Origin of the sequence: Prauserella muralis (assembly GCF_003202285.1) — a bacterium.
Taxonomy (GTDB): Bacteria; Actinomycetota; Actinomycetes; order Mycobacteriales; family Pseudonocardiaceae; genus Prauserella_B; species Prauserella_B muralis.
Genome location: NZ_MASW01000001.1, coordinates 68,912 through 88,904, shown reverse-complemented (window position 1 = coordinate 88,904; position 19,993 = coordinate 68,912). Strand labels below are relative to the sequence as shown.

The following is a 19,993-nucleotide window of genomic DNA, read 5'->3' as shown; positions in this document are numbered from 1 at the left end:
CTCGCCGCATGTCGCGCGAGGCACGCAGGGCGGACCTGATCTCCGCCGCGCTGGAGCTGTTCAGCACGCGCTCGCCCGAAGACGTCTCGGTGGACGACGTCACGGCGCGTGCCGACGTGTCCCGCCCGCTGTTCTACCGCTACTTCGCGGGTGTCCGCGAACTGCACGTCGCGGCCCTGCGGTCGGTGGTGGACGACCTGCTGGCTCGGCTCGACGAGCGCCCGGACGCCGAGCCCGTCGACCGGCTCCGGGCGGCGGTGCGGGCACTCGCCGACGTGGCCGAGCGGCACCGGGCCGGTTATGTCGCACTCGTGCGCAGCGGTTCGGTGATCGCCACCTCAGAGACCGGCGCCATTGTGGACGAGGTCCGCAACCGCGCGGTCGCCGTGATCCTGGAGGACCTGGACATCACCGAGCCGTCGCCGCTGGTGCTCACGACCGTGCGCTGCTGGACCGCCGTCGTGGAGGGCAGCCTGCTCACCTGGCTGCAGGAGCGCTCACTGCCGCGCGAACGTCTCGACGCGTGGCTGGTGGATCAGCTGCTGGCGATGCTGGACGCGACCGGGCGCCACGAGCCGGAAGCGCTCACTTCATCGGCTGGTCGTCCACCTGGACGTCGTACTTGACGTTGCCGCCTTCCGCGGAGGTGACGGTGACCGACACGCCGTAGCGCGTGCCCTGGTGCTCCAGCACGCAGCGTGCCTTCGCGCCCTGCTCGGCGTCGATCCCCTCTGGACAGTCGATGCTCTCCGGGCGCTGACCGACCTGCTTCTCCAGCGCGTCGGCGACGCTGGTCTGCAGGTTCTCCGGGGAAACCTTGTTCTCGGTCTTGACCTCGGCACTGCAGCCCGCGACGGCAAGAGCCACGAACACGGGAACGAGCAGCAGCCTTCGAGTGTCCAGCATGGAAATTACCAACAATCTTCTCGATCTTCGTGACGGGCGCTTGCCGCGGACGCTAGCATGCCCGCTCAGCCTGGGAACGACGTCACCGGAATCGACAGGGGGTGGGACGGGGATGACCGGCTATCGCGTCGACCCGCAGACGCTGCGCTCGGCGGCAGGCCAGATCGCGGACGCCATCGGCGGTGCGGACAAGCTGGAGCTGGAGAAGATCGCCGAGAACGGCAAGGTCTTCGGCAACGACGCGGTGTCCGGCTCGCTCTCGGCGTTCTGCACGACCTGGGAGCTGGCGAAGGGAATTCTGCAGCAGCGGTCGGCCTCGGCGGGTGAGGCACTTGACTCCGCCGCGACGGCGTACGAGAACAGAGAAGACCAGAACACGATGCCGCAGCCGTCGCCGAGTCCCGGCCCCGCGCCGCAGGAGGTGCCCTGATGGCCGAGCTCGGCAGCACCAAGGACCCGAAGGAGCTCGTCCCTGGCGACCCGGAGGCCGTCAACGCCGCCGCCGAGGAGCTGCGGGGCAAGGCGCGCGTCATGCGCACGGTGGCCGAGGACCTCGGCAACATCCGCATCGACGGCTGGGAGGGCCCGGCCAGCAGCGCCTTCTGGGACAAGTTCTCCGGCGAGAAACCCAACTGGATGCTCGGCCACGACGCGATGAACTCCGTGGCCGACACGCTGGGCAGCCATGCCGACACGCTCACCTGGGCGCAGGGCCAGGCAGCCGAGGCCATGGAGCTGTGGGAGCGCGGTGAGGCGGCAACGCGGGAGGCGAGGCAGGAGCACGATGCGCTGGTGGGTGCCGGCGGGCCCCCGGGGGCGGGCCCGGCAGGCCCGGTGCCGGCGTTCGAGGACCCCGGCGCCGGGCTGCGCAAACAGGCGCAGGACATCCTCGACCGCGCGCGCAGGCAGCTGGAGCAGGCGGGCACGAACAACGGCGAGGCCATCGACGCCCAGGGCGGCAAGGGCCCGGACGCGCCGAGCTGGCTGTCGGGACCGGCCGCCTACGTCGAGGAGGAGGGACCCCTCGCCACCTCGGCGAGCTGGGATCTGCGGGAGGGCGAGCAGATCACCGAGAAGGCGCAGCGCCAGCAGGACGAGGGCAGCCGGTTCGCCAGGTACCACCAGTTCGGGCACCAGTTCCCCGAGAACCAGCGCGGCGGCCCCGACGTCAGCGCCAAGCTCGGGTCGTGGCAGGGCGAGGCCAACCTGTTCAAGGCGGACGCCAAGGGCGCGACCCAGCTCGGTGACATCACGCTCGCCGGGTCGGCCGAGGCGAAGGTCGGCGCCGAGGCGCACGCGTCGGCGTCTCTCGGCAGGGACGGCCTGCAGGCCGAGGCGGGCGCCTCGGCAGGGGCCAGCGCGTCGGTCGACGGCTCGGCGCACTACGGTGTCGCCGAGGTCGGCGGCTCCGGCGAGGTGTTCGCGGGCGCCGAGGCCGAGGCGGAGTTGTCGGCGGGCCCGGACGGCCTGCACGCCGGCGCGGACGCGTTCGCGGGTGCCAAGGCCGAGGGCGAGGTCCACGCCGACGTCGGCGGCCTCGGGGCGGGGGCCACCGGGGAGGCGTGGGCCGGCATCGGCGCCGAGGCCAACGCGACCCTGGGCATGCACGACGGCAAGTTCACCATCGGCGGCGAGGCCGGCGTCGCCCTCGGCGTCGGCGGCAAGCTCGGCGGGGAGATCACGATCGACCCGGGCAAGGTCGTCGACACCGCGTCCGACGCAGCGGGGGCGATCGGCAACGCGGCGAGCGGTGCCGTCGACAAGGCCGGGGACATCGCGGGCACCCTGAACCCATTCGACTAGCGCGAGAGACGTGGAGCGTACCGATGGCCACCCAGCTACCCGTGCCGATCGAGTTCGAGCTGCCCGAGGGCTGGACACCGGCGCCGCCGGACGAGGTGAACGCGCCCGGTAGCGCCTTCGTGGCGCTGCACCCGGCCTCCATCGACGGGTTCACCGCGAACATCACGATCGCGGGGCAGCTCTACACCGACGGCACGTCGCTCGACGCCATCGCCGACGAGTCGCTGCGGCGGCTCGACGGCACCGCCGACGTCGTGACGCTGCGGCAGCGCGACATCGTGGGCTCCAAGGACGCCCCGGGCCGCACCCAGGTCGTCGACATCACCACCACGATCGACAACCGGCGGCTGCAGCTCGTGCAGTGCCAGGTGTACCTGGAGTTGCGCGACGAGAGCGACCCGCGGCGGCGCGCGGTGATCGAGCTGGCGCTGACCTGCCGGGACAGCCAGCTCGACGCCGTGCTCGGCGACTACCAGAAGTTCGTCGGCACCGTACGCCCGCAGGCGGGTTCCTCCACCTGACCCCGCGGCCAACACGCGGGCTGGCGCGGTCAGCGCAGGGCTTCGCGCGGCACGCGGTCCAGCAGGTCGCACAGGAAGTCCAGCCCCATGTCCAGCTCGGCCGGGGCGAACCGGTCCTTCTGCTCGTACCAGGCGATGAGCTCGTCGCGTTCGAACCGGACGCGGTAGCGCGGCGCGCGCGGGTCCTCGGCGAGCCAGCGCTTCACCGGCTCGGTGAGCACGTAGGCGGCGAACCGGTCGTCGTCGGTGTTGACCTTGTACTCGCCCGCGCCCTTCGGGGTGAGCTGCAGCGTCGGCCTCGGCGCGGGCAGCCGGATCGCGAACACGCGGAAGTACCGGAAGTACTGCTGCCGCTCGCCGGGATCCTGCATCGGCCTCGGGCTGTACTGGAAGGCGCCGAACTCCCAGCCCCGGTGGGTGCCCGTCACCAGCTCCCGGGACCGCCGCTCGCGCAGGTGCTGACTGAACGGGTAACCGGTGAAGCGGTCGGCGTAGCCGACGTTCTCCTGCTCGAAGATCCAGCCGCGTCCGGCGGCGAGCCGGGCCAGCTCGCCGCCGACCTCCTCGTCGCGCATCGTCTGCTCGCGCCGCCTGCTCCGCAGGAACAACCACGCCACCAGCCCGACGATCGCGGCGAACACCACCACGAACAGGATCGGCGCCAGGGTTTCCATCGCCCACACCCTCCGGCCTCGACATCACGTCACGTCCGGAGGTTAACGATTCACGGGCGGTCGGCCAATGCCGACCAACCCTCCACCTCCTGCGGCGAGCGCGGGCCGGGGCCGACGTACTTCGCCGACGGCCGGACGAGCCTGCCCGTCTTCTTCTGCTCCAGGATGTGGGCGGCCCAGCCCGCCGTGCGCGCCGAGGTGAACATCGCGGGCATCATGTGCGGCGGGACCTGGGCGAAGTCCAGGATCACGGCGGCCCAGAACTCCACGTTGGTCTCGATCGCGCGGTCCGGACGGCGCTCGCGCAGCTCGGTCAGCGCGGCCTGCTCCAGTGCCGCCGCCACCTCGTACCGCTCTGCGCCGAGTTCCTGGCAGGTGCGGCGCAGCACGCGGGCGCGGGGGTCCTCGGCGCGGTAGACGCGGTGGCCGAAGCCCATGAGCCGCTCCTTGCGGTCGAGCAGTCCCTTGACGTACGAGCGGGCGTCGCCGGTGCGCTCGACCTCCTCGATCATCGGAAGCACCCGCGCGGGGGCGCCGCCATGCAGCGGGCCGGACATCGCGCCGATCGCCCCGGACATCGCGGCGGCCACGTCGGCGCCGGTGGAGGCGATGACGCGCGCGGTGAAGGTGGAGGCGTTGAGACCGTGCTCGGCGGCCGACACCCAGTACGCGTCGACGGCCTTGACGTGAGCAGGGTCGGGCTCCCCGCGCCAGCGGATCATGAACCGCTCGGTGATGCTGCTCGCCTCGTCGACGCGCGACTGCGGCACGGCGGGCACGCCGATGCCGCGCGCGGACTGCGCGACGTAGGACAGGGCCATCACGGAGGCGCGGGCGAGCTGGTCGCGCGCGTCGTCGTCGGAGATGTCCAGCAGCGGCTGGTAGCCCCAGATGGGGGCGAGCATGGCGAGCGCGGCCTGCACGTCCACCCGGACGTCGCCGGTGTGCACCGGGATGGGGAACGGCTCGGCGGGCGGAAGGCCGCGGCCGAAGTGGCCGTCCACCAGCAGTCCCCACACGTCGCCGAAACCGACCTTGCCCGCGAGGTCCTCGATGTCGACGCCGCGGTACCGCAGCGCGCCACCGTCGCGGTCGGGTTCGGCGATCTCGGTGCGGAAGGCGACCACGCCCTCGAGGCCCGGCCGGAAACCGTCGTCCGGCTGCTCGGACGGTGTCTGGGTCTGGTTGATCGTCGATGTCACTGGAGTGGACCTTTCGATGCGCGTTCCCCGACAGCGGTCACCCCGTGCGAGGCCCACACGCACAGGTGCCTCTTTGCACGGTTTGCCAAGACTCTGCTCCTCCGGGCCCCGGGGAGCAATCGAAAGATGCGGTGGTTTCGGTCACGATTACGAGAACGATTCAGTGCAGGGCGCCGGGATGGCGAAGATTTTGCTTCCGCGGGCGTGTGCTCGTGTTCGTCAGGCAGGTAAATCCTGTGTTTCCGGCCCCGGTGACCCGCCGAGCGCGGTGATAGACATTCCCCATGCACCTGAGCCCTCAGGAACGGGACAAGCTGCTCGTCCACGTCGCCGCCGACGTGGCCCGGCGCAGGCTGGAGCGCGGCCTCCGGCTGAACCATCCGGAGGCGGTGGCGCTCATCACCGACCACGTCGTCGAGGGCGCGAGGGACGGCAGGACCGTCAGCGAGCTGATGTCGAGCGGCCGGTCGGTGCTCACGCGCGAGCAGGTGCTGGAAGGAGTGCCGGAGATGCTCGACTCGGTGCAGGTGGAGGCCACCTTCCCGGACGGGACGAAGCTCGTCACCGTCCACGACCCGATCGTCTAGGGGGCTGCGGCATGCGACCCGGCGAGATCATCCCGGCCACCGGGCCGGTGGAGTTGAACCCCGGGCGGCCACGCACCCGGCTGCGGGTGCGCAACACCGGCGACCGGCCCGTCCAGGTGGGCTCGCACTACCACTTCGCGGTGGTCAATCCGGCGCTGGAGTTCGACCGCGCCGCCGCCGAGGGCCTGCGGCTGGACGTGCCGGCCGGGACGGCCGTGCGCTTCGAGCCGGGGGTCGAGCGCGACGTCGACCTGGTGCCGCTGGCGGGCCGTCGCGTCGTGCCGGGACTGCGGAGGCACCCGTGACCGAGCTGAGCAGGCAGCGCTACGCGGAGCTGTTCGGGCCCACGACCGGCGACCGCGTGCGGCTGGCCGACACGGACCTGCTGATCGAGATCACCGAGGACCGCAGCGCGGGACCCGCACCGGGCGACGAGGTGATCTTCGGCGGCGGCAAGGTGATCCGCGAGTCCATGGGGCAGGGCATGGTCACGCGCGCGGAGGGCGCGCCGGACCTGGTCATCACCGGCGCGGTCGTGCTCGACCACTGGGGCGTGGTGAAGGCCGACGTCGGCGTGCGCGACGGCCGCATCGCCGGCATCGGCAAGGCGGGCAACCCGGACACGATGGACGGCGTGGATCCCGCGCTGGTCATCGGCCCTTCCACCGAGGTCGTCGCGGGCAACGGCAGGATCCTCACCGCGGGCGGCATCGACTGCCACGTGCACTTCGTCTGCCCGCAGCTCACCGAGACAGCGCTGGCCTCGGGGCTGACCACGATGATCGGCGGGGGGACGGGACCCGCCGAGGGCAGCAAGGCCACCACGGTGACGCCGGGCACGTGGAATCTCGGCCGGATGCTGCAGGCCATGGACGGCGAGCCGGTGAACGTGCTGCTGCTCGGCAAGGGCAACACGGTGCGTGCCGAGGCGCTGCACGAGCAGGTGGCGGCGGGCGCGGGCGGGTTCAAGCTGCACGAGGACTGGGGCACCACGCCCGCCGCGATCGACGCGTGCCTGACCGTGGCCGACGAGACCGGTGTGCAGGTGGCCATCCACACGGACACGCTCAACGAGGCCGGGTTCGTGGAGTCCACCATCGACGCGATCGGCGGCCGGTCGATCAACGCCTACCACACCGAGGGGGCAGGCGGCGGGCACGCGCCGGACATCATCCGGGTCGCGGGGCTGGCGAACGTGCTGCCGTCGTCGACGAACCCGACCCGCCCGCACACGGTGAACACCGTCGACGAGCACCTGGACATGCTCATCGTCTGCCACCACCTCAACCCTGCGGTGCCCGAGGACCTCGCGTTCGCGGAGAGCCGCATCCGGCCGAGCACCATCGCCGCCGAGGACGTGCTGCACGACGTCGGCGCGATCTCGATGATCGGCTCGGACGCGCAGGCGATGGGCCGCATCGGCGAGGTCGTGATCCGCACCTGGCAGACGGCGCACGTGATGAAGCGCAGGCGTGGGGCGCTGCCCGGCGACGGCGCAGCCGACAACCTGCGCGCCCGCCGCTACGTCGCGAAGTACACGATCAACCCGGCCATCGCCCACGGCATCGACCACGAGGTCGGCTCGGTCGAGGTGGGCAAGCTCGCCGACCTGGTGCTGTGGGAGCCGAAGTTCTTCGGCGTGCGCCCGCACGCCGTGCTCAAGGGCGGGTTCGTCGCGTGGGCCGCCATGGGCGACGCGAACGCCTCGATCCCGACGCCGCAGCCGGTGTACGCGCGGCCGATGTTCGGCGCGGCGCCCTCCGCCGCGGCCGCGAGCAGCCTGCACTTCGTCGCCGAGTCCGCGGGGCCGCGGCTCGGCGAGCGGCTCGGGCTCCGGCGCGCGCTCGCGCCGATCCGGGACACGCGTGGCCGCACGAAGGCCGACATGCTGCTCAACGACGCGACACCGGACATCCAGGTCGATCCGGACAGCTTCGCCGTGCACATCGACGGTGAGCTGATCGAACCCGCGCCCGTCACGGAGCTGCCGATGGCGCAGCGCTACTTCCTGTTCTGATGGACGCCCTCGCTCTGGCACTGGCCGACTCCCGCTTCCCCGGCGGCGGTCACGTGCACTCCGGCGGCCTGGAGGAGGTGGTGGCGCGGGGACGCCTCACGAGCGAGCGCGACCTACCGCTGTTCCTCAGTGGACGGTTGCGCGGGGCGGGCGAACTGGCCGCCGTGTTCGCGGCCGCCGCCGCGCACGCCGCGGCCCGGAGCGTCCACAACGGACATTGGACCATGCTCGACGCCGAGCTGGACGCCCGCACGCCCTCGCCCGCACAACGCGCGGCCTCGCGAGCGCAGGGCCGCGGCACCGCGCGCGCGGCCAGGGCGGCGTGGCCGTCGCCGGTGCTCGACGGCCTGGTGGCCGCCACCCCCCGCCCGCACCACCCGGTGATCCTCGGCGCGCTCGCCGGACTCGGCCGCAACCTGCCCCTCGACGCCGCGAGGGTGGCCGCGTACCTGGCGGTCAGCGGGCCCGCGAGCGCCGCCGTGCGGCTGCTCGGCCTGGACCCGCTCGCGGTGAACGCGGCCGTGGTCGCCCTCGCCCCGGCGATCGAGGTGGTGGCCGCGCGCGCCGCGCGGCTGGCGGGAACGGATCCGCGAACCCTGCCCGCGCCGGGGTCTCCGGCGCTCGACCTGCTCGCCGAGGCCCATGCCCGGCAGCACGAGAAAGAGGTGCGTCTGTTTGCCAGCTGAGGACACCGGCCACGGGCACGGCCACGCCCATCCCGTGAGCCTCGATCCGACCGCAGCCGGACCCGACCGGCACGAGGCCGCGCCGTCCGCGGGGCGCGCCTACCGCATCGGCATCGGCGGTCCGGTGGGCAGCGGCAAGACCGCGCTGGTCGCGGCACTGTGCCGCGCGCTGGGTGGCGAGCTGAACCTCGCGGTCGTCACCAACGACATCTACACGACCGAGGACGCCGACTTCCTGCGCAGGGCCGGGGTGCTCGACGCCGAGCGGATCGAGGCCGTGCAGACCGGCGCGTGCCCGCACACCGCGATCCGGGACGACATCACCGCCAACCTCGACGCCGTCGAGCGGCTGGAGGAGCGCTTCGCCGGACTCGAGCTGGTCATCATCGAAAGCGGCGGCGACAACCTGACCGCCGTCTTCAGCCGCGGCCTCGCCGACAGCCAGGTGTTCGTCGTGGACGTCGCGGGTGGCGACAAGGTGCCGCGCAAGGGCGGGCCCGGCGTGACCACCGCCGACCTGCTCGTCATCAACAAGATCGACATCGCGCACCTGGTTGGCGCGGACCTGGCCGTGATGACGGCCGACGCCCACCGTATGCGTGGCGATCTGCCGGTGGTCGCGCAGTCGCTCGTCGAGACGCCGGACGCCCCGGACGTGGCCGCGTGGGTGCGCTCGCTGCTGCCGGCCAGGGCCGGATGAGGGCTCACGCCCGGCTCTCCGCCGCGCTGGACGTCGCGACCGGGCGCACGGTCCTGCGGGAGCTGCACTCGATGGCGCCGCTGACACTGTTCCCCCGGCGCGGCGGCACGGGCGCGCACGTGTACCTCGTCAACGCGGCGACGACCCCGCTCGGCGGCGACGAACTCGCGCTGACGGTACGAGTCGGCCCCGGCGCGAGGTTGCGCCTGTCCGGTGTCGCGGCGACGCTGGCGCTGCCGGGCCCGCACGGCGAGGCCAGTTCGGCGACGTTCGACGTCGAGGTCGGTGAGGGCGGCTGCCTCGACTACCTGCCCGAGCCGACCGTCGTCACGGCCCGCGCCCGGCACACGGCCCTGCTGCGGGCCGACCTCGCCGCCGATGCCCGGTTCCGGGCCAGGGAGACGCTCGTGCTCGGCAGGGAGGGGGAGCGCCCCGGTCAGCTCACGACCTCCACGCGCATCACCCGGTCGGGTACGGCGCTGCTGCACCAGGACCTCGTCGTCGGCGATCCGGTCCTCGACGCGAGCGCCGCGTACCTGGCGGGCCGCCGGGTGCTGGCGACCGAGGTGCTCGTCGGCGGCGCCGACCCTCCGGCCGCCGTCGGCGGCGACTGGTGGGCGCTCACCCCGCTGGCCGCGGGCGGGGCGCTCGCCACGGCCCTCGCGGGCGACGCCGTCACCGCGGCCTCGGATCTGGATCGTGCCCGTGCACACCACCCCGGCTGGGCCCGGGTGTGACGCGTGGCGCCCGTCACCGATCAAGAGGTTTCGCGCGGAGGCCCGAACCCCTAACGTCGGCTGATAGGCGGGATAAGGCCCCACGAGGGCCAGGGCGCGGAGGTTGGTATGCCGGAACTCGACAAAATGGGCAACGGGGTAGCCGACACGGCGGCGGGCGTGGCCGTCCGGCTTCCCGGGATGCGGGTGGCTTACGACGGCGAGGCGTTCGACGAGTCCGCGCTCGCCGGGACCTGGACCGAGCAGCTTCAGCACTGGCTGGACCAGGCCGAGTCGGCAGGCCTTCCCGAGCCGAACGCGATGGTGCTGGCCACGGCCAACGCCGAGGGCCTTCCGTCGTCGCGCACGGTGCTGTGCAAGGGCCTCGACGCCCGCGGCGTCGTCTTCTACACCAACTACACCTCGGCCAAGAGCCACGACCTCACCGTCACCCGGTACGCGTCGGTGACGTTCCCCTGGTATGCGCTGCACCGGCAGGTGACCGTGCGCGGCGAGGTGGAGAAGGTCGGCGCCGAGGAGACGGCGGCCTACTGGGCGTCGCGGCCGCGGGGCTCGCAGCTGGGCGCGTGGGCGTCGCCGCAGTCCCGGGTCGTCGAGGGCAGGCGGGCGCTGGACAACGCGCTGCACGCGATCGAACGCCGATTCGCTGACGTGGACGAGGTGCCGGTGCCGCCGCACTGGGGTGGCTGGCGCATCCGTCCGGACACCGTGGAGTTCTGGCAGGGCAGGCAGGACCGCCTGCACGACCGGCTCCGCTACGTGCGAACCGAGGACGGCTGGCGCATCGACCGCGTAGCCCCCTGACCCGCCCCAAGCTCCCCAATGTGGCATTCGCTCCACTGGATGGAGCGAATGCCGCATTCGCTCCATCCAGTGGAACATATGTGGCATTGGGGAGCTTTCGTTAGCTGCGGTACGCTAACTATTTGTGGCTGAACGGACCGACGCCGGGAGATCGGGAGCACGCAAGGTACTCGGCTCGATCGTCGTCGACAGCAGGCCACTGCGGATACCCGGCTTCCGGCGGCTCTGGATCAGCTCGATGGCCACCGCCATCGGCAGCCAGCTCACGGCCGTCGCCGTGCCCAAGCAGGTCTTCGACCTCACCGGCTCCTCGGGCTACGTCGGGCTGACCGGCGCCTTCGCGCTCGTGCCGCTGCTGGTGTTCGGCCTGTGGGGTGGCGCCATCGCCGACACCGTGGACCGGCGCAAGCTGCTGCTCGTGTCCAACACCGGCATCGCGGTCACCGCCGCGCTGCTGTGGGCGCAGGCGTTCTTCGCACTGAACTCGGTGTGGGCCGTGCTCGTGCTGCTGGGCGTCAACCAGGCGTTCTTCGCGGTCAACATGCCGACGCGCAACGCCGTCGTCGCGCGGCTGGTGCCCGAGCACCTGCTGCCGTCGGCCGCGGCGCTCACCGGCACGATGATGACCTTCGGCGCGGTGTTCGGCCCGCTCGCCGCCGGCGCGCTCATGCCGGTCATCGGTTTGTCGACTCTGTACCTTGTCGACACGATCGCGCTCGCGGCCGTGCTGTGGGCCGTGTGGAAGCTGCCCGCGATGCCCCCGCTGTCCGGGCTCGTCCGCAGGGCCGGGCTGCGCGACGTCATCGACGGCTTCCGCTACATGGCCACCCAGAAGGTGCTGCTCGCGTCGTTCGTCGTGGACATCATCGCCATGGTCGCGGGCATGCCGCGCGCCCTGTTCCCGGAGATGGCCGAACGGACCTTCGGCGACCCGCCCGGCGGCGGGCTGGCACTGGGCTGGCTGTTCGCCGCCATCCCGATCGGCGCCATGCTCGTGGGGCTGATGTCCGGCTGGGTCGGGCGGGTGCGCCGCCAGGGCGTCGCCGTCGTGGTCGCCATCTGCGTGTGGGGAGCCGCGGTCGCGGGCTTCGGGCTGTCGTCGTCGCTGTGGCTGGCCGTGGTGTTCCTCGCCATCGGCGGCGCGGCGGACATGGTCAGCGCCGTCTACCGCATGGCGATCCTGCAGTCGGCGGCCACCGACGAGATGCGCGGCCGCACGCAGGGCGCGTTCACCGTGGTCGTGGCGGGCGGGCCGCGCCTTGCCGACCTGACCCACGGCTGGACGGCCGCGGGCGTCGGCACGGCCGCCGCGGCCACGGGCGGCGGTGTGCTCGTCATCGTGCTGGTCGTCCTCGCCGTGGTGCTGCTGCCCGCGTTCTGGCGCTACCGCGCGGCGTCGGTGAAGTCCTGACGACAGCGCCACCTATCCGGTGACCACCTGCCGGTGCTGGTACGGCACACTTCCCGGCATGGCGGACGCGACCACCTCGCCCGGCACCGAGACCGGGCAGCCCGCGCTGCGGCGCGTGATGGGCTCCAAGCTGCTGCTGTTCTTCGTCGTCGGCGACATCATCGGCACCGGCATCTACGCGCTCACCGGCCAGGTGGCCGGGCGTGTCGGCGGCGCGCTGTGGCTGCCGTTCCTGCTGGCGTTTCTCGTCGCGTTCATGACGGCGTTCAGCTACCTGGAACTCGTCGGCAAGTACCCGAGGGCCGCCGGCGCCGCGCTCTACACCCACCGGGCGTTCCGGACCCGCGTGCTGACGTTCCTCGTCGCGTTTGCGGTCATGTGTTCGGGCATCACGTCGGCGTCCTCGGCGGCGGTGGCCTTCGGCGAGACCTACCTCGCCGAGTTCCTGACCTCTCCGATGCCGCTCGTGGCGATCCTGTTCATCCTGCTGCTCGCGGCGATCAACTACCGCGGCGTCCGGGAGTCGGTCACCACGAACGTGGTCCTCACCTGTATCGAGCTGGCCGGCCTGCTCATCGTGATCGGCGTCGGCGTCTGGGCGGTTCTGGGCGGCGACGGCGAGCCCGCCCGGCTCACCGAGTTCAACACCGAGGACCAGACGTGGCTCGTGGCCATCACCTCGGCCACCTCGCTCGCGTTCTTCGCGATGGTGGGCTTCGAGGACTCGGTGAACATGGCCGAGGAGTGCAAGGACCCGGTGCGGATCTTCCCCAAGGCCATGCTGTGGGGCATGGTGATCGCCGCCACCATCTACATCCTCGTGTCGGTGACCTCGTCGCTGCTGGTGCCCGCAGGCGAGCTGGAGGCGGCCGAAAGCGGTGCACTGCTCAAGGTCATCGACGTCGGTGCGCCGGGGATGCCGAGGGAGATCTTCTCGGCCATCGGGCTGTTCGCGGTGATCAACTCGGCGCTCATCAACATGCTCATGGCCAGCAGGCTCGTGTACGGCATGGCCAACGAGGGCATCATTCCGAAGGCGCTGGGCGCCGTGCACCCGCTTCGCCGCAGCCCCTGGGTGGCGATCCTGTTCACCAGCGCCATCGCCATCGCTTTGGTGTCTACTGTGGACATCAGCGTGCTCGGTGGCACCACGGCGCTGCTGCTGCTCGTGGTGTTCTCCGTGGTCAACATCGCCGTGCTCGTGCTGCGCAGGGAGAAGGTGGAGCACCGGCACTTCCGCGCACCCACGGTGATCCCGGCGCTGGCGGCCGTGTTCTGCCTCTACCTGGCGAGCCCGCTGTCCGGGCGGCCCGCGCGCGACTACGTGGTCGCGGTGATCCTGCTCGGTGTCGGCTTCCTGCTCTGGCTGGTGAACTGGGCCGCCCTGCGGGCCACCGAATCCCGGCGGGCGTCAGCCGAGTGAGCGCCGCAGCTCCACGGGGTCGTGGGCGCAGAACACGCTGACCTCGTCACCGTGTCCTGCCGCCAGCTCGCGCAGGCGCTCCTGATTGCGCAGCCGCGCCTGCCTGTCCGTCTGCACCACGCGTTCGAACACCGCCAGCCCCGGCGGGCAGTGCGGCCGGGCGGCGTCGAGCTGGCCGTGGAAGAAGTACGCGTCGCCCGCGGCCAGCAGCCAGCCGTCGCCGGTGTCGATCGCGACGCCCGCGTGCCCGCGCGTGTGCCCGGCGAGCGGCACGAGCAGGATCTCCGGTGGCAGCCCGGTGAGCGACCGCACGGCGTCGAACCCGAACCACGGCTCGCCGTGGTCGGAGTAGGAGCTGAACTTCGGGCCGTGCGCGAACTGGATCCTGCGGTAGCGACTGCGTTCCCTGGCGTCGGCCGGCTGTTCCAGCGCCCGTAGTTCCCTGGCGTAGAGGTGCACGGTCGCGTCCGGGAAGTCGACGAGGCCGCCCGCGTGGTCGAGATCCAGGTGGGTGAGCACGATGTGCCGCACGTCGGCAGGGTCGAAGCCGAGCAGGCGCACCTGCGCGATCGCGGTCTCGGACTCGGCGGCCACCGGGTTGGTCAGGCGCACGAACGGTGCGCCGAGCCATTCGCGGGGCCGTGTGACGGCGGGCGTGCCCATACCCGTCTCGACCAGCACCAGTCCGGTGTCGGTCTCCAGCAGCAGGCAGTGGCAGATCATGTGCGCGCGGCGCGCCACGCTGCCGGCTCCGTCGATGAGGGCTCCGCCCGGCGGGCGCAGCGTGCCGCAGTTGAGGTGGTGAACGCGCATGTCAGCTCCCTGCTTGGTTCAGTTCCTCGGCGATCTGCGCGGCCAGGTGCTCGCCGACCTGGCGCAGCGGTTCGAGGTCCCGGCGGGTCCTGGCGAGCAGCAGCGCGCCCTCGAGGGAGGCGACGGCCAGGACGGCGAGTCGTGCCGCCCCCGGTGCGGGCACGCCCGCGCCGGTGAGCGCGTCCTCGATGGCCCGCTGCCACGAGGCGTAGCCGTCGGCGCAGGCCTTCCGGATCGGTTCGCTGTCGGCCGCCGCGTCGAGCGCCACCGTCGAGAGTGGACAGCCACGCCGGAAGCCCGATTCGGTCAGTGACTCCGCGAGGTGGTCGAGCACCGCGGCCAGCCCGGCCCCGGGGTCCGCTTCGCCTGCGAACGCCGAGCGCAGCACGGCGCACAGCCGCTGCCCGGAGAGCGCCACGGCCTCGGCGGCCAGCTGCTCCTTGCCGCCGGGGAAATGGAAGTACAGCGAGCCCTTGGGAGCCCCGCCCTCGATGAGCAGCTGGTTGAGCCCCGTGGCGTGGTAGCCCTGCGTGTGGAACAGCTCGGCGGCCGTGTCCAGCATGCGTTCCCGGGTCGCGGTACGTCTGGCCATGGACCACGCTAACGCTGACTATGGCGACCGGTCTAGTAAGTATTTGCTTCGGTACGTTGGCCCCATGGCGAATCCGACCGGGGAACAGTTCGAGCTCACCCGAGGCAGTGCCCGCGCGGTGGTCACGGAGATCGGCGCGGGCCTGCGCGCGTTCGAGATCGGCGGCGTGCCGTACGTGGAGTCCTTCGGCGAGGACGAGCAGCCGCCGAAGGCCGCGGGGCAGGTGCTCGTGCCGTGGCCGAACCGGACCAAGGCGGCGCGCTGGACGTTCGAGGGACAGCCGCAGGAGCTGGAGGTCACCGAGGCCAAACGCGGCAACGCCATCCACGGGCTGACCAGGAACCGGGAGTGGCAGCTGCTCGAACACGCCGAGTACGCCATCACGCTGGCCTGCGACATCGACGGCGAACCCGGCTGGCCGGTGCCGCTGCACACCAGCATCGTCTACGAGCTGGCCCCCCGGGAGCTGACCGTGACACACGCGGTGCGCAACGACGGCGAGCGGCCCATCGGCTTCGGCGTCGGCACCCACCCGTACCTGCGGATCGGCGACGTGCCGACCGACGAGCTGACCCTCACCCTGCCCGCCACCCGCGTGCGGCCCTACGTCGACGAGGCACAACTGCCCTACGCCGAGGAGCAGGACGTGGAGGGCACCGAGTACGACCTGCGCGACGGCAGGCTCGTCGGCACGCTCGAACTCGACACGACCTTCGGCGGGCTCGTGCCCTCCGGCGACGGCAGGCACCACGCGCTGCTCAGCCACGGCGACACCACGCTGGACGTGTGGAGCGAGCCCGACTTCCGGTGGGCGCAGGTCTTCACACCCGCGGAGCTGACCGGGAGGGAAAGGGCGATCGCGATCGAGCCGATGACCTGCCCCGCCGACGCGCTCAACTCGGGCACCGACCTCATCACGCTGGAACCCGGCGAGTCGTGGCGGGGCAGCTGGGGCATTGGCGTCCGGATTCGTTAGCGTAGCGAACCATGGCGAAGGCAATCATTGGCGGCTACGTGGTGCCCGTCGACGGGACCCCGGTCGACGGCGGCACGGTGCTCATCTCCGACGACGGCACCATCGCCGCGGTCGGCACGGAGGCGGACGTCGACATCCCCGACGGCGCCGAGCTGATCGACGCGGCGGGCTCGTGGGTGCTGCCCGGCTTCGTCGACGCACACGCTCACCTCGGCGTGCACGAGGAGGGCGAGGGCTGGTCGGGCAACGACACCAACGAGATGACCGATCCCAACGGCGCCCGCTTCCGCGCCATCGACGGCATCGACCCCTACGAGGTGGGCTTCGACGACGCGCTGGCGGGCGGCGTGACGAGCGTGGTCATCAAGCCGGGCTCGGGCAACCCGATCGGCGGCCAGACCGTGGGCGTCAAGACGTGGGGCCGCACGGTCCTCGACATGCTCTTCGCCGAGCAGGTCAGCGTGAAGAGCGCGCTCGGGGAGAACCCGAAGCGCGTCTACGGCGAGAAGGACAGGACACCGAGCACCCGGCTCGGGGTCGCCGCGGTGCTGCGGGAGGCGTTCACCAAAGCGCGCAACTACGCCGCGCAGCGCGACCACGCCCGCGCCGAGGGCAAGCCGTTCGACGTCGACCTCACCCTCGAACCGCTGACCAAGGTGCTCGACGGCGAGCTGTACTGGGACCAGCACACCCACCGTGCCGACGACATCGTCACCGCGGTGCGGCTTGCCGAGGAGTTCGGTTACAAGCTGGTGGTCAACCACGGCACGGAGGGCCACCTGATCGCCGACTTCCTCGCCGAGCGCGACGTCCCGGTGATCCTGGGCCCGCTGTTCACCACGCGGTCCAAGGTGGAGGTCCGCAACCGCACGCTGCGCTCGGCAGGCATCCTGGCGCGGGCCGGAGTCCGGCTGGCGATCACCACCGACCATCCGGTGATCCCCATCAACTTCCTCGTCTACCAGGCGGCGCTGGCGGTCAAGGACGGCCTCGACCCGGACACCGCGCTGCGGGCGCTGACCGTCAACCCGGCGCGGATCCTGGGCCTCGACGACCGGGTCGGCGCGCTGAAGCCGGGTCTCGACGCCGACGTGGTGGTGTGGTCGGGCGACCCGCTCGACGTGATGAACCGCGCCATGCGCGTGTTCGTGCGCGGCCGCGAGGTCTACCGGTTCGACGAGGCCGGCGGCGAGGGCATCGTGGCCGAGCGCCGCTACCGGGAGTGAGGCGTCACGCCGTGCGCAGCGCCCGCGCGATGACGAGCCGCTGGATCTGGTTGGTGCCCTCGAAGATCTGCGGCACCTTCGCCTCGCGCATGTAGCGCTCGACGGGGAAGTCGCGGGTGTAGCCCGCCCCGCCGAGCACCTGCACGGCATCGGTGGTGACCTTCATGGCGGCGTCGGTGGCGACGAGCTTGGCGATGGACGCCTGGCGCTGGAACGGCAGCCCGCGGTCGCGGCGCCGGGCGGCCTCCAGATACGTCGCCCGCGCCGACTCCACGGCCGCCGCCATGTCGGCGAGCAGGAACTCCACGCCCTGGAACTCGATGATCGGCGAGCCGAACTGCGTGCGCTGCTTGGCGTAGGCGACGGCCTCGTCGAGCGCGGCCTGCGCGAGGCCCACCGAGCACGCGGCGATGCCGAGCCTGCCCGAGTTCAGCGACTCGAGGGCGATCCGCAGCCCGGCCCCCTCCTCGCCGAGCAGCCGGTCGGCGTCGACGCGGGCGTTGTCGAAGAGCAGTTGCGTGGTGGTGGAGGCCGTCAGCCCCATCTTGCGCTCGGGCGGCGCGGCCGAGAGCCCGGGCGTGTCCCGGTCCACCAGCAGGCAGCTGATGCCCGTGCCGCCGTCGTCCGACGTGCGCACCATCGTGGTGTAGAAGTCGGCCTGCCCGCCGTGGGTGATCCAGGCCTTCGCGCCGGTGACGAGATAGGCATCCCCCTCGCGGCGGGCCCGCGTCGACAGCGCCGCCGCGTCGGAACCGGCGTGGCTCTCCGACAGCGCGTAGGCGCCGAGCAGGTCGCCGCCGAGCATCGCGGGCAGCCAGCGCTCGCGCTGGGCCTCGGTGCCGTGGTGGGCCAGCGCGAAGCACGACATCGTGTGCACCGACAGCCCCACGCCCACCGACATCCACGCGCTCGCGATCTCCTCGAGCACCTGCAGGTAGACCTCGTACGGCACGTCGCCGCCGCCCCAGCGCTCCGGGTAGGGCAGTCCGAGCAGCCCCGACTTGCCGAGCAGCCGGAACTGCTCGCGCGGGAAGCGCTCGGCCTCCTCGTACTCCGCCGCGAGCGGGGCCAGTTCCTCGCGGGCGAGCTCGCGGGTGAGTGCGAGCAGGTCCTCGGCCTCGGTGGTGGGCAGCAGTCGGTCCGCGGGCATCGTCGTCTCCGGGGTGAGTACTGAAAACAGTACTGTGGTGGCTTGGCGAGTACTATCATAGGCTAGCCGGGTGCCCGCCAACCAGTCCAGAGCCCGCAGGCAGCCGACCGCCCGGCAGCGGGCGCTGCTGCGGGAGCTGGAGGAGCTGTTCCTCGCCGAGGGGTTCGTCGAGTTCACCCTCGACGACCTGGCCGCGCGGCTGCGCTGCTCCAAGTCCACCCTGTACGCGCTGGCGGCGAGCAAGGAGCAGCTCGCGGTCAAGGTGGTCGCGCACTTCTTCAAGGGCGCGGCCGAGCGGATCGAGCAGCGCATCGAGGGCATCGGGGACGCGCGGAAGACCATCGAGGTGTACCTGGCGGGCGTCGCCGACGAGCTGAAGCGCGCCTCGGAGGCGTTCATGGCCGACGTGGCGGCGTTCGAGCCGGCCAGGGCGACCTACGAGCTGAACTCGCAGGCGGCCGCCCGGCGCATCCGCTCGTTCATCGCCAAGGGCGTCGACGACGGAGTGTTCCGGGATGTGCACTCGGCGCTCATCGCCGAGCTGGCGACGCTGCTCGTGGAGGCGATCCAGACCGGCGTGGTCCGGGCGCGGACCGGCGTCTCGGACGCGGAGGCGTTCACGGCTCTGTCAGGCCTGCTGCTCGAAGGGCTAGCATCGCGGCCGTGATTGTCTCCGGAGGCGAAGCCCTCGTCGATCTCGTTCCCGCCGAGTCCACTCCGGACCTGCTGGCACCGCGCCTCGGCGGAGGCCCGTACAACGTGGCGCTGGCCGCGGCCCGGCTCGGCGTGCCGACCGGCTTCCTGTCGCGGATCTCCACCGACCGTTTCGGCGACGCACTCGTGGAGCGGCTGCGCGCGTCCAACGTGGACCTCGCGCTCGTGCAGCGCGGCGAGCAGCCGACCACGCTGGCGGTCGTCGCGCTGGAGGAGGACTCCAGCGCGCGCTACAGCTTCTACACCGAGGGCACCGCCGACCGGCTCGTCGCCGATCCCGGTCCGCTGCCCGAGGCCGTCACGACACTCTGCGTCGGCACGCTCGGCATGGTGCTGGAGCCCGGCGCCGGCGTCTACGAGGCCGTGCTGCGCCGGGAGGCCGAGCGGGGCGTGCTCACCGCGCTCGACCCGAACATCCGGGCGGACATGATCGCCGACGCCGGCACCTACCGGGCGCGGTTCCTCTCTTGGCTGCCGCACGTGCGGCTGCTGAAGGTCTCGGTCGACGACGCCGAGTGGCTGGCGGCCGGTGCGGGTGTCGACGCGGCCGTGAAGGCGTGGCTGGAGGCCGGGGTGACGGCCGTCGTGCTCACCAGGGGCGCCGAGGGGCTCTCCGCGTGCACGGCCGCGGGCGAGGTGGCGAGCGTGCCGACCGTGCCGGTGGAGGTCGTCGACACGATCGGGGCGGGGGACACCGTGCAGGGTGCGCTGCTGGCCTGGCTCGAACAGCGCGGCGTGCGCGACCTCACGACGCTCGGTGCCGCCGACTGGGCCGAGGCGCTGCACTACGCCGCCGCCGCGGCGGCCGTCACCGTGTCCCGCAGCGGCGCCGAACCGCCGACGGCTGACGAACTCGCTCCGGGCGTGTGAACCTGATCGCAAACAGTTAGCTGTGGGTAACACCACGGCTGCGAAAAGGGCGCCTTCTGGACTAGCGTAAGGAGGAATTCATACCCCAGCGGGGCGGTGTGCGACGAGGTCCACGGGCCTCTCGCGTACGAACGCGGTGACCAGCGAAACCTGCGGTCACCACCGGCCCGTGTGACCGTGA

General features: G+C 72.0%; 23 protein-coding genes. 17 read left to right on the top strand and 6 right to left on the bottom strand.

The window, feature by feature from the left end; genetic code table 11:
• Positions 1-8: 8 nt before the first annotated feature.
• Positions 9-626, top strand: a complete 618-nt coding sequence (locus BAY60_RS01225; RefSeq protein WP_112278972.1) for a TetR/AcrR family transcriptional regulator — start codon at positions 9-11, stop codon at positions 624-626.
• Here the strand turns inward: BAY60_RS01225 and BAY60_RS01220 are convergent.
• Positions 586-906 (bottom strand): DUF4333 domain-containing protein, encoded by a 321-nt coding sequence (locus BAY60_RS01220; protein ID WP_112278971.1) that lies wholly within the window; start codon positions 904-906, stop codon positions 586-588. The genes BAY60_RS01225 and BAY60_RS01220 overlap by 41 nt on opposite strands.
• Positions 907-1,018: 112 nt before the next feature.
• Between BAY60_RS01220 and BAY60_RS01215 the strand changes: the two genes are divergently transcribed.
• From BAY60_RS01215 to BAY60_RS01205, 3 genes are read left to right on the top strand one after another with little or no spacing between them, the layout of a single operon-like run.
• Positions 1,019-1,336: a hypothetical protein gene (locus tag BAY60_RS01215; RefSeq protein WP_112278970.1), complete on the top strand. Its 318-nt coding sequence runs from the start codon at positions 1,019-1,021 to the stop codon at positions 1,334-1,336.
• Positions 1,336-2,709 (top strand): putative T7SS-secreted protein, encoded by a 1,374-nt coding sequence (locus BAY60_RS01210; protein WP_112278969.1) that lies wholly within the window; start codon positions 1,336-1,338, stop codon positions 2,707-2,709. Before BAY60_RS01215 ends, BAY60_RS01210 begins: the two co-directional genes overlap by 1 nt.
• A 23-nt stretch (positions 2,710-2,732) precedes the next feature.
• A complete protein-coding gene (locus BAY60_RS01205) occupies positions 2,733-3,230 on the top strand; it encodes a hypothetical protein (RefSeq protein ID WP_112278968.1) in 498 nt (165 codons plus the stop codon).
• A 29-nt stretch (positions 3,231-3,259) separates the two neighbouring features.
• Here the strand turns inward: BAY60_RS01205 and BAY60_RS01200 are convergent, their stop codons facing one another.
• Together BAY60_RS01200 and BAY60_RS01195 are read right to left on the bottom strand one after the other, a co-directional pair.
• Positions 3,260-3,904, bottom strand: a complete 645-nt coding sequence (locus BAY60_RS01200) for a hypothetical protein (protein WP_112278967.1) — start codon at positions 3,902-3,904, stop codon at positions 3,260-3,262.
• A gap of 50 nt (positions 3,905-3,954) precedes the next feature.
• Positions 3,955-5,106, bottom strand: a complete 1,152-nt coding sequence (locus tag BAY60_RS01195) for a citrate synthase 2 (protein ID WP_112278966.1) — start codon at positions 5,104-5,106, stop codon at positions 3,955-3,957.
• A 284-nt stretch (positions 5,107-5,390) separates the two neighbouring features.
• Here BAY60_RS01195 and BAY60_RS01190 point away from each other — a divergent pair, with 284 nt between their 5' ends.
• From BAY60_RS01190 to BAY60_RS01150, 9 genes are all read left to right on the top strand, one after another.
• Complete coding sequence (locus BAY60_RS01190; RefSeq protein WP_112278965.1) at positions 5,391-5,693, top strand: urease subunit gamma; 303 nt, start codon at positions 5,391-5,393, stop codon at positions 5,691-5,693.
• A gap of 11 nt (positions 5,694-5,704) precedes the next feature.
• Positions 5,705-5,998, top strand: coding sequence for an urease subunit beta (locus BAY60_RS01185; protein ID WP_112278964.1), 294 nt, complete (start codon positions 5,705-5,707; stop codon positions 5,996-5,998).
• Positions 5,995-7,710 (top strand): urease subunit alpha, encoded by a 1,716-nt coding sequence (locus BAY60_RS01180; protein WP_112278963.1) that lies wholly within the window; start codon positions 5,995-5,997, stop codon positions 7,708-7,710. Before BAY60_RS01185 ends, BAY60_RS01180 begins: the two co-directional genes overlap by 4 nt.
• Positions 7,710-8,396, top strand: coding sequence for an urease accessory protein UreF (locus BAY60_RS01175; protein WP_112278962.1), 687 nt, complete (start codon positions 7,710-7,712; stop codon positions 8,394-8,396). The genes BAY60_RS01180 and BAY60_RS01175 overlap by 1 nt, the downstream gene beginning before the upstream one ends.
• Positions 8,386-9,096, top strand: coding sequence for an urease accessory protein UreG (gene ureG, locus BAY60_RS01170; RefSeq protein WP_112278961.1), 711 nt, complete (start codon positions 8,386-8,388; stop codon positions 9,094-9,096). Before BAY60_RS01175 ends, ureG begins: the two co-directional genes overlap by 11 nt.
• The gene (locus BAY60_RS01165) at positions 9,093-9,833 is read left to right on the top strand and encodes an urease accessory protein UreD (protein WP_112280634.1); all 741 of its coding nucleotides are present in this window, start codon (positions 9,093-9,095) and stop codon (positions 9,831-9,833) included. Before ureG ends, BAY60_RS01165 begins: the two co-directional genes overlap by 4 nt.
• A gap of 108 nt (positions 9,834-9,941) precedes the next feature.
• Entirely contained in the window at positions 9,942-10,637 is a 696-nt protein-coding gene (pdxH, locus tag BAY60_RS01160) for a pyridoxamine 5'-phosphate oxidase (protein ID WP_211330158.1), read from the top strand.
• Between the two features lie 124 nt (positions 10,638-10,761).
• Positions 10,762-12,048: an MFS transporter gene (locus BAY60_RS01155; RefSeq protein ID WP_112278960.1), complete on the top strand. Its 1,287-nt coding sequence runs from the start codon at positions 10,762-10,764 to the stop codon at positions 12,046-12,048.
• Between the two features lie 58 nt (positions 12,049-12,106).
• A complete protein-coding gene (locus BAY60_RS01150; RefSeq protein ID WP_112280632.1) occupies positions 12,107-13,471 on the top strand; it encodes an APC family permease in 1,365 nt (454 codons plus the stop codon).
• Here BAY60_RS01150 and BAY60_RS01145 read toward each other — a convergent pair.
• Positions 13,460-14,284, bottom strand: a complete 825-nt coding sequence (locus BAY60_RS01145; protein ID WP_112278959.1) for an MBL fold metallo-hydrolase — start codon at positions 14,282-14,284, stop codon at positions 13,460-13,462. The genes BAY60_RS01150 and BAY60_RS01145 overlap by 12 nt on opposite strands.
• A gap of 1 nt (position 14,285) precedes the next feature.
• Positions 14,286-14,876 carry a TetR/AcrR family transcriptional regulator gene (locus BAY60_RS01140; protein ID WP_112278958.1) on the bottom strand — a complete coding sequence of 197 codons (591 nt, stop codon included), beginning with the start codon at positions 14,874-14,876 and terminating at the stop codon, positions 14,286-14,288.
• Positions 14,877-14,940: 64 nt separating this feature from the next.
• On the opposite strand from BAY60_RS01140, the gene BAY60_RS01135 reads away from it, so the two are divergent.
• Both BAY60_RS01135 and BAY60_RS01130 read left to right on the top strand, forming a co-directional pair.
• A complete protein-coding gene (locus BAY60_RS01135) occupies positions 14,941-15,852 on the top strand; it encodes an aldose 1-epimerase family protein (protein WP_112278957.1) in 912 nt (303 codons plus the stop codon).
• A gap of 11 nt (positions 15,853-15,863) precedes the next feature.
• Complete coding sequence (locus BAY60_RS01130; RefSeq protein ID WP_112278956.1) at positions 15,864-17,078, top strand: amidohydrolase; 1,215 nt, start codon at positions 15,864-15,866, stop codon at positions 17,076-17,078.
• Between the two features lie 4 nt (positions 17,079-17,082).
• On the opposite strand, the gene BAY60_RS01125 is transcribed toward BAY60_RS01130, so the two are convergent.
• On the bottom strand, positions 17,083-18,228 hold the full coding sequence (locus BAY60_RS01125) for an acyl-CoA dehydrogenase family protein (RefSeq protein ID WP_112278955.1): 1,146 nt from the start codon (positions 18,226-18,228) through the stop codon (positions 17,083-17,085).
• A gap of 70 nt (positions 18,229-18,298) precedes the next feature.
• Here BAY60_RS01125 and BAY60_RS01120 point away from each other — a divergent pair, with 70 nt between their 5' ends.
• Positions 18,299-18,895: a TetR/AcrR family transcriptional regulator gene (locus tag BAY60_RS01120; protein WP_245992252.1), complete on the top strand. Its 597-nt coding sequence runs from the start codon at positions 18,299-18,301 to the stop codon at positions 18,893-18,895.
• On the top strand, positions 18,892-19,812 hold the full coding sequence (locus tag BAY60_RS01115) for a carbohydrate kinase family protein (RefSeq protein WP_112278954.1): 921 nt from the start codon (positions 18,892-18,894) through the stop codon (positions 19,810-19,812). Before BAY60_RS01120 ends, BAY60_RS01115 begins: the two co-directional genes overlap by 4 nt.
• Positions 19,813-19,993 lie beyond the last annotated feature (181 nt).

Excerpts from the sequence above, each read along its gene's own strand:
- BAY60_RS01165 (WP_112280634.1), top strand. The coding sequence starts at position 9,093 with ATGAGGGCTCACGCCCGGCTCTCCGCCGCGCTGGACGTCGCGACCGGG.
- BAY60_RS01220 (WP_112278971.1), bottom strand. The coding sequence starts at position 906 with ATGCTGGACACTCGAAGGCTGCTGCTCGTTCCCGTGTTCGTGGCTCTT.
- BAY60_RS01200 (WP_112278967.1), bottom strand. The coding sequence starts at position 3,904 with ATGGAAACCCTGGCGCCGATCCTGTTCGTGGTGGTGTTCGCCGCGATC.
- BAY60_RS01205 (WP_112278968.1), top strand. The coding sequence starts at position 2,733 with ATGGCCACCCAGCTACCCGTGCCGATCGAGTTCGAGCTGCCCGAGGGC.
- BAY60_RS01215 (WP_112278970.1), top strand. The coding sequence starts at position 1,019 with ATGACCGGCTATCGCGTCGACCCGCAGACGCTGCGCTCGGCGGCAGGC.
- BAY60_RS01130 (WP_112278956.1), top strand. The coding sequence starts at position 15,864 with ATGGCGAAGGCAATCATTGGCGGCTACGTGGTGCCCGTCGACGGGACC.
- BAY60_RS01210 (WP_112278969.1), top strand. The coding sequence starts at position 1,336 with ATGGCCGAGCTCGGCAGCACCAAGGACCCGAAGGAGCTCGTCCCTGGC.
- BAY60_RS01185 (WP_112278964.1), top strand. The coding sequence starts at position 5,705 with ATGCGACCCGGCGAGATCATCCCGGCCACCGGGCCGGTGGAGTTGAAC.
- BAY60_RS01190 (WP_112278965.1), top strand. The coding sequence starts at position 5,391 with ATGCACCTGAGCCCTCAGGAACGGGACAAGCTGCTCGTCCACGTCGCC.
- BAY60_RS01140 (WP_112278958.1), bottom strand. The coding sequence starts at position 14,876 with ATGGCCAGACGTACCGCGACCCGGGAACGCATGCTGGACACGGCCGCC.
- BAY60_RS01145 (WP_112278959.1), bottom strand. The coding sequence starts at position 14,284 with ATGCGCGTTCACCACCTCAACTGCGGCACGCTGCGCCCGCCGGGCGGA.
- BAY60_RS01150 (WP_112280632.1), top strand. The coding sequence starts at position 12,107 with ATGGCGGACGCGACCACCTCGCCCGGCACCGAGACCGGGCAGCCCGCG.
- BAY60_RS01135 (WP_112278957.1), top strand. The coding sequence starts at position 14,941 with ATGGCGAATCCGACCGGGGAACAGTTCGAGCTCACCCGAGGCAGTGCC.
- BAY60_RS01225 (WP_112278972.1), top strand. The coding sequence starts at position 9 with ATGTCGCGCGAGGCACGCAGGGCGGACCTGATCTCCGCCGCGCTGGAG.
- BAY60_RS01125 (WP_112278955.1), bottom strand. The coding sequence starts at position 18,228 with ATGCCCGCGGACCGACTGCTGCCCACCACCGAGGCCGAGGACCTGCTC.
- pdxH (WP_211330158.1), top strand. The coding sequence starts at position 9,942 with ATGCCGGAACTCGACAAAATGGGCAACGGGGTAGCCGACACGGCGGCG.
- BAY60_RS01175 (WP_112278962.1), top strand. The coding sequence starts at position 7,710 with ATGGACGCCCTCGCTCTGGCACTGGCCGACTCCCGCTTCCCCGGCGGC.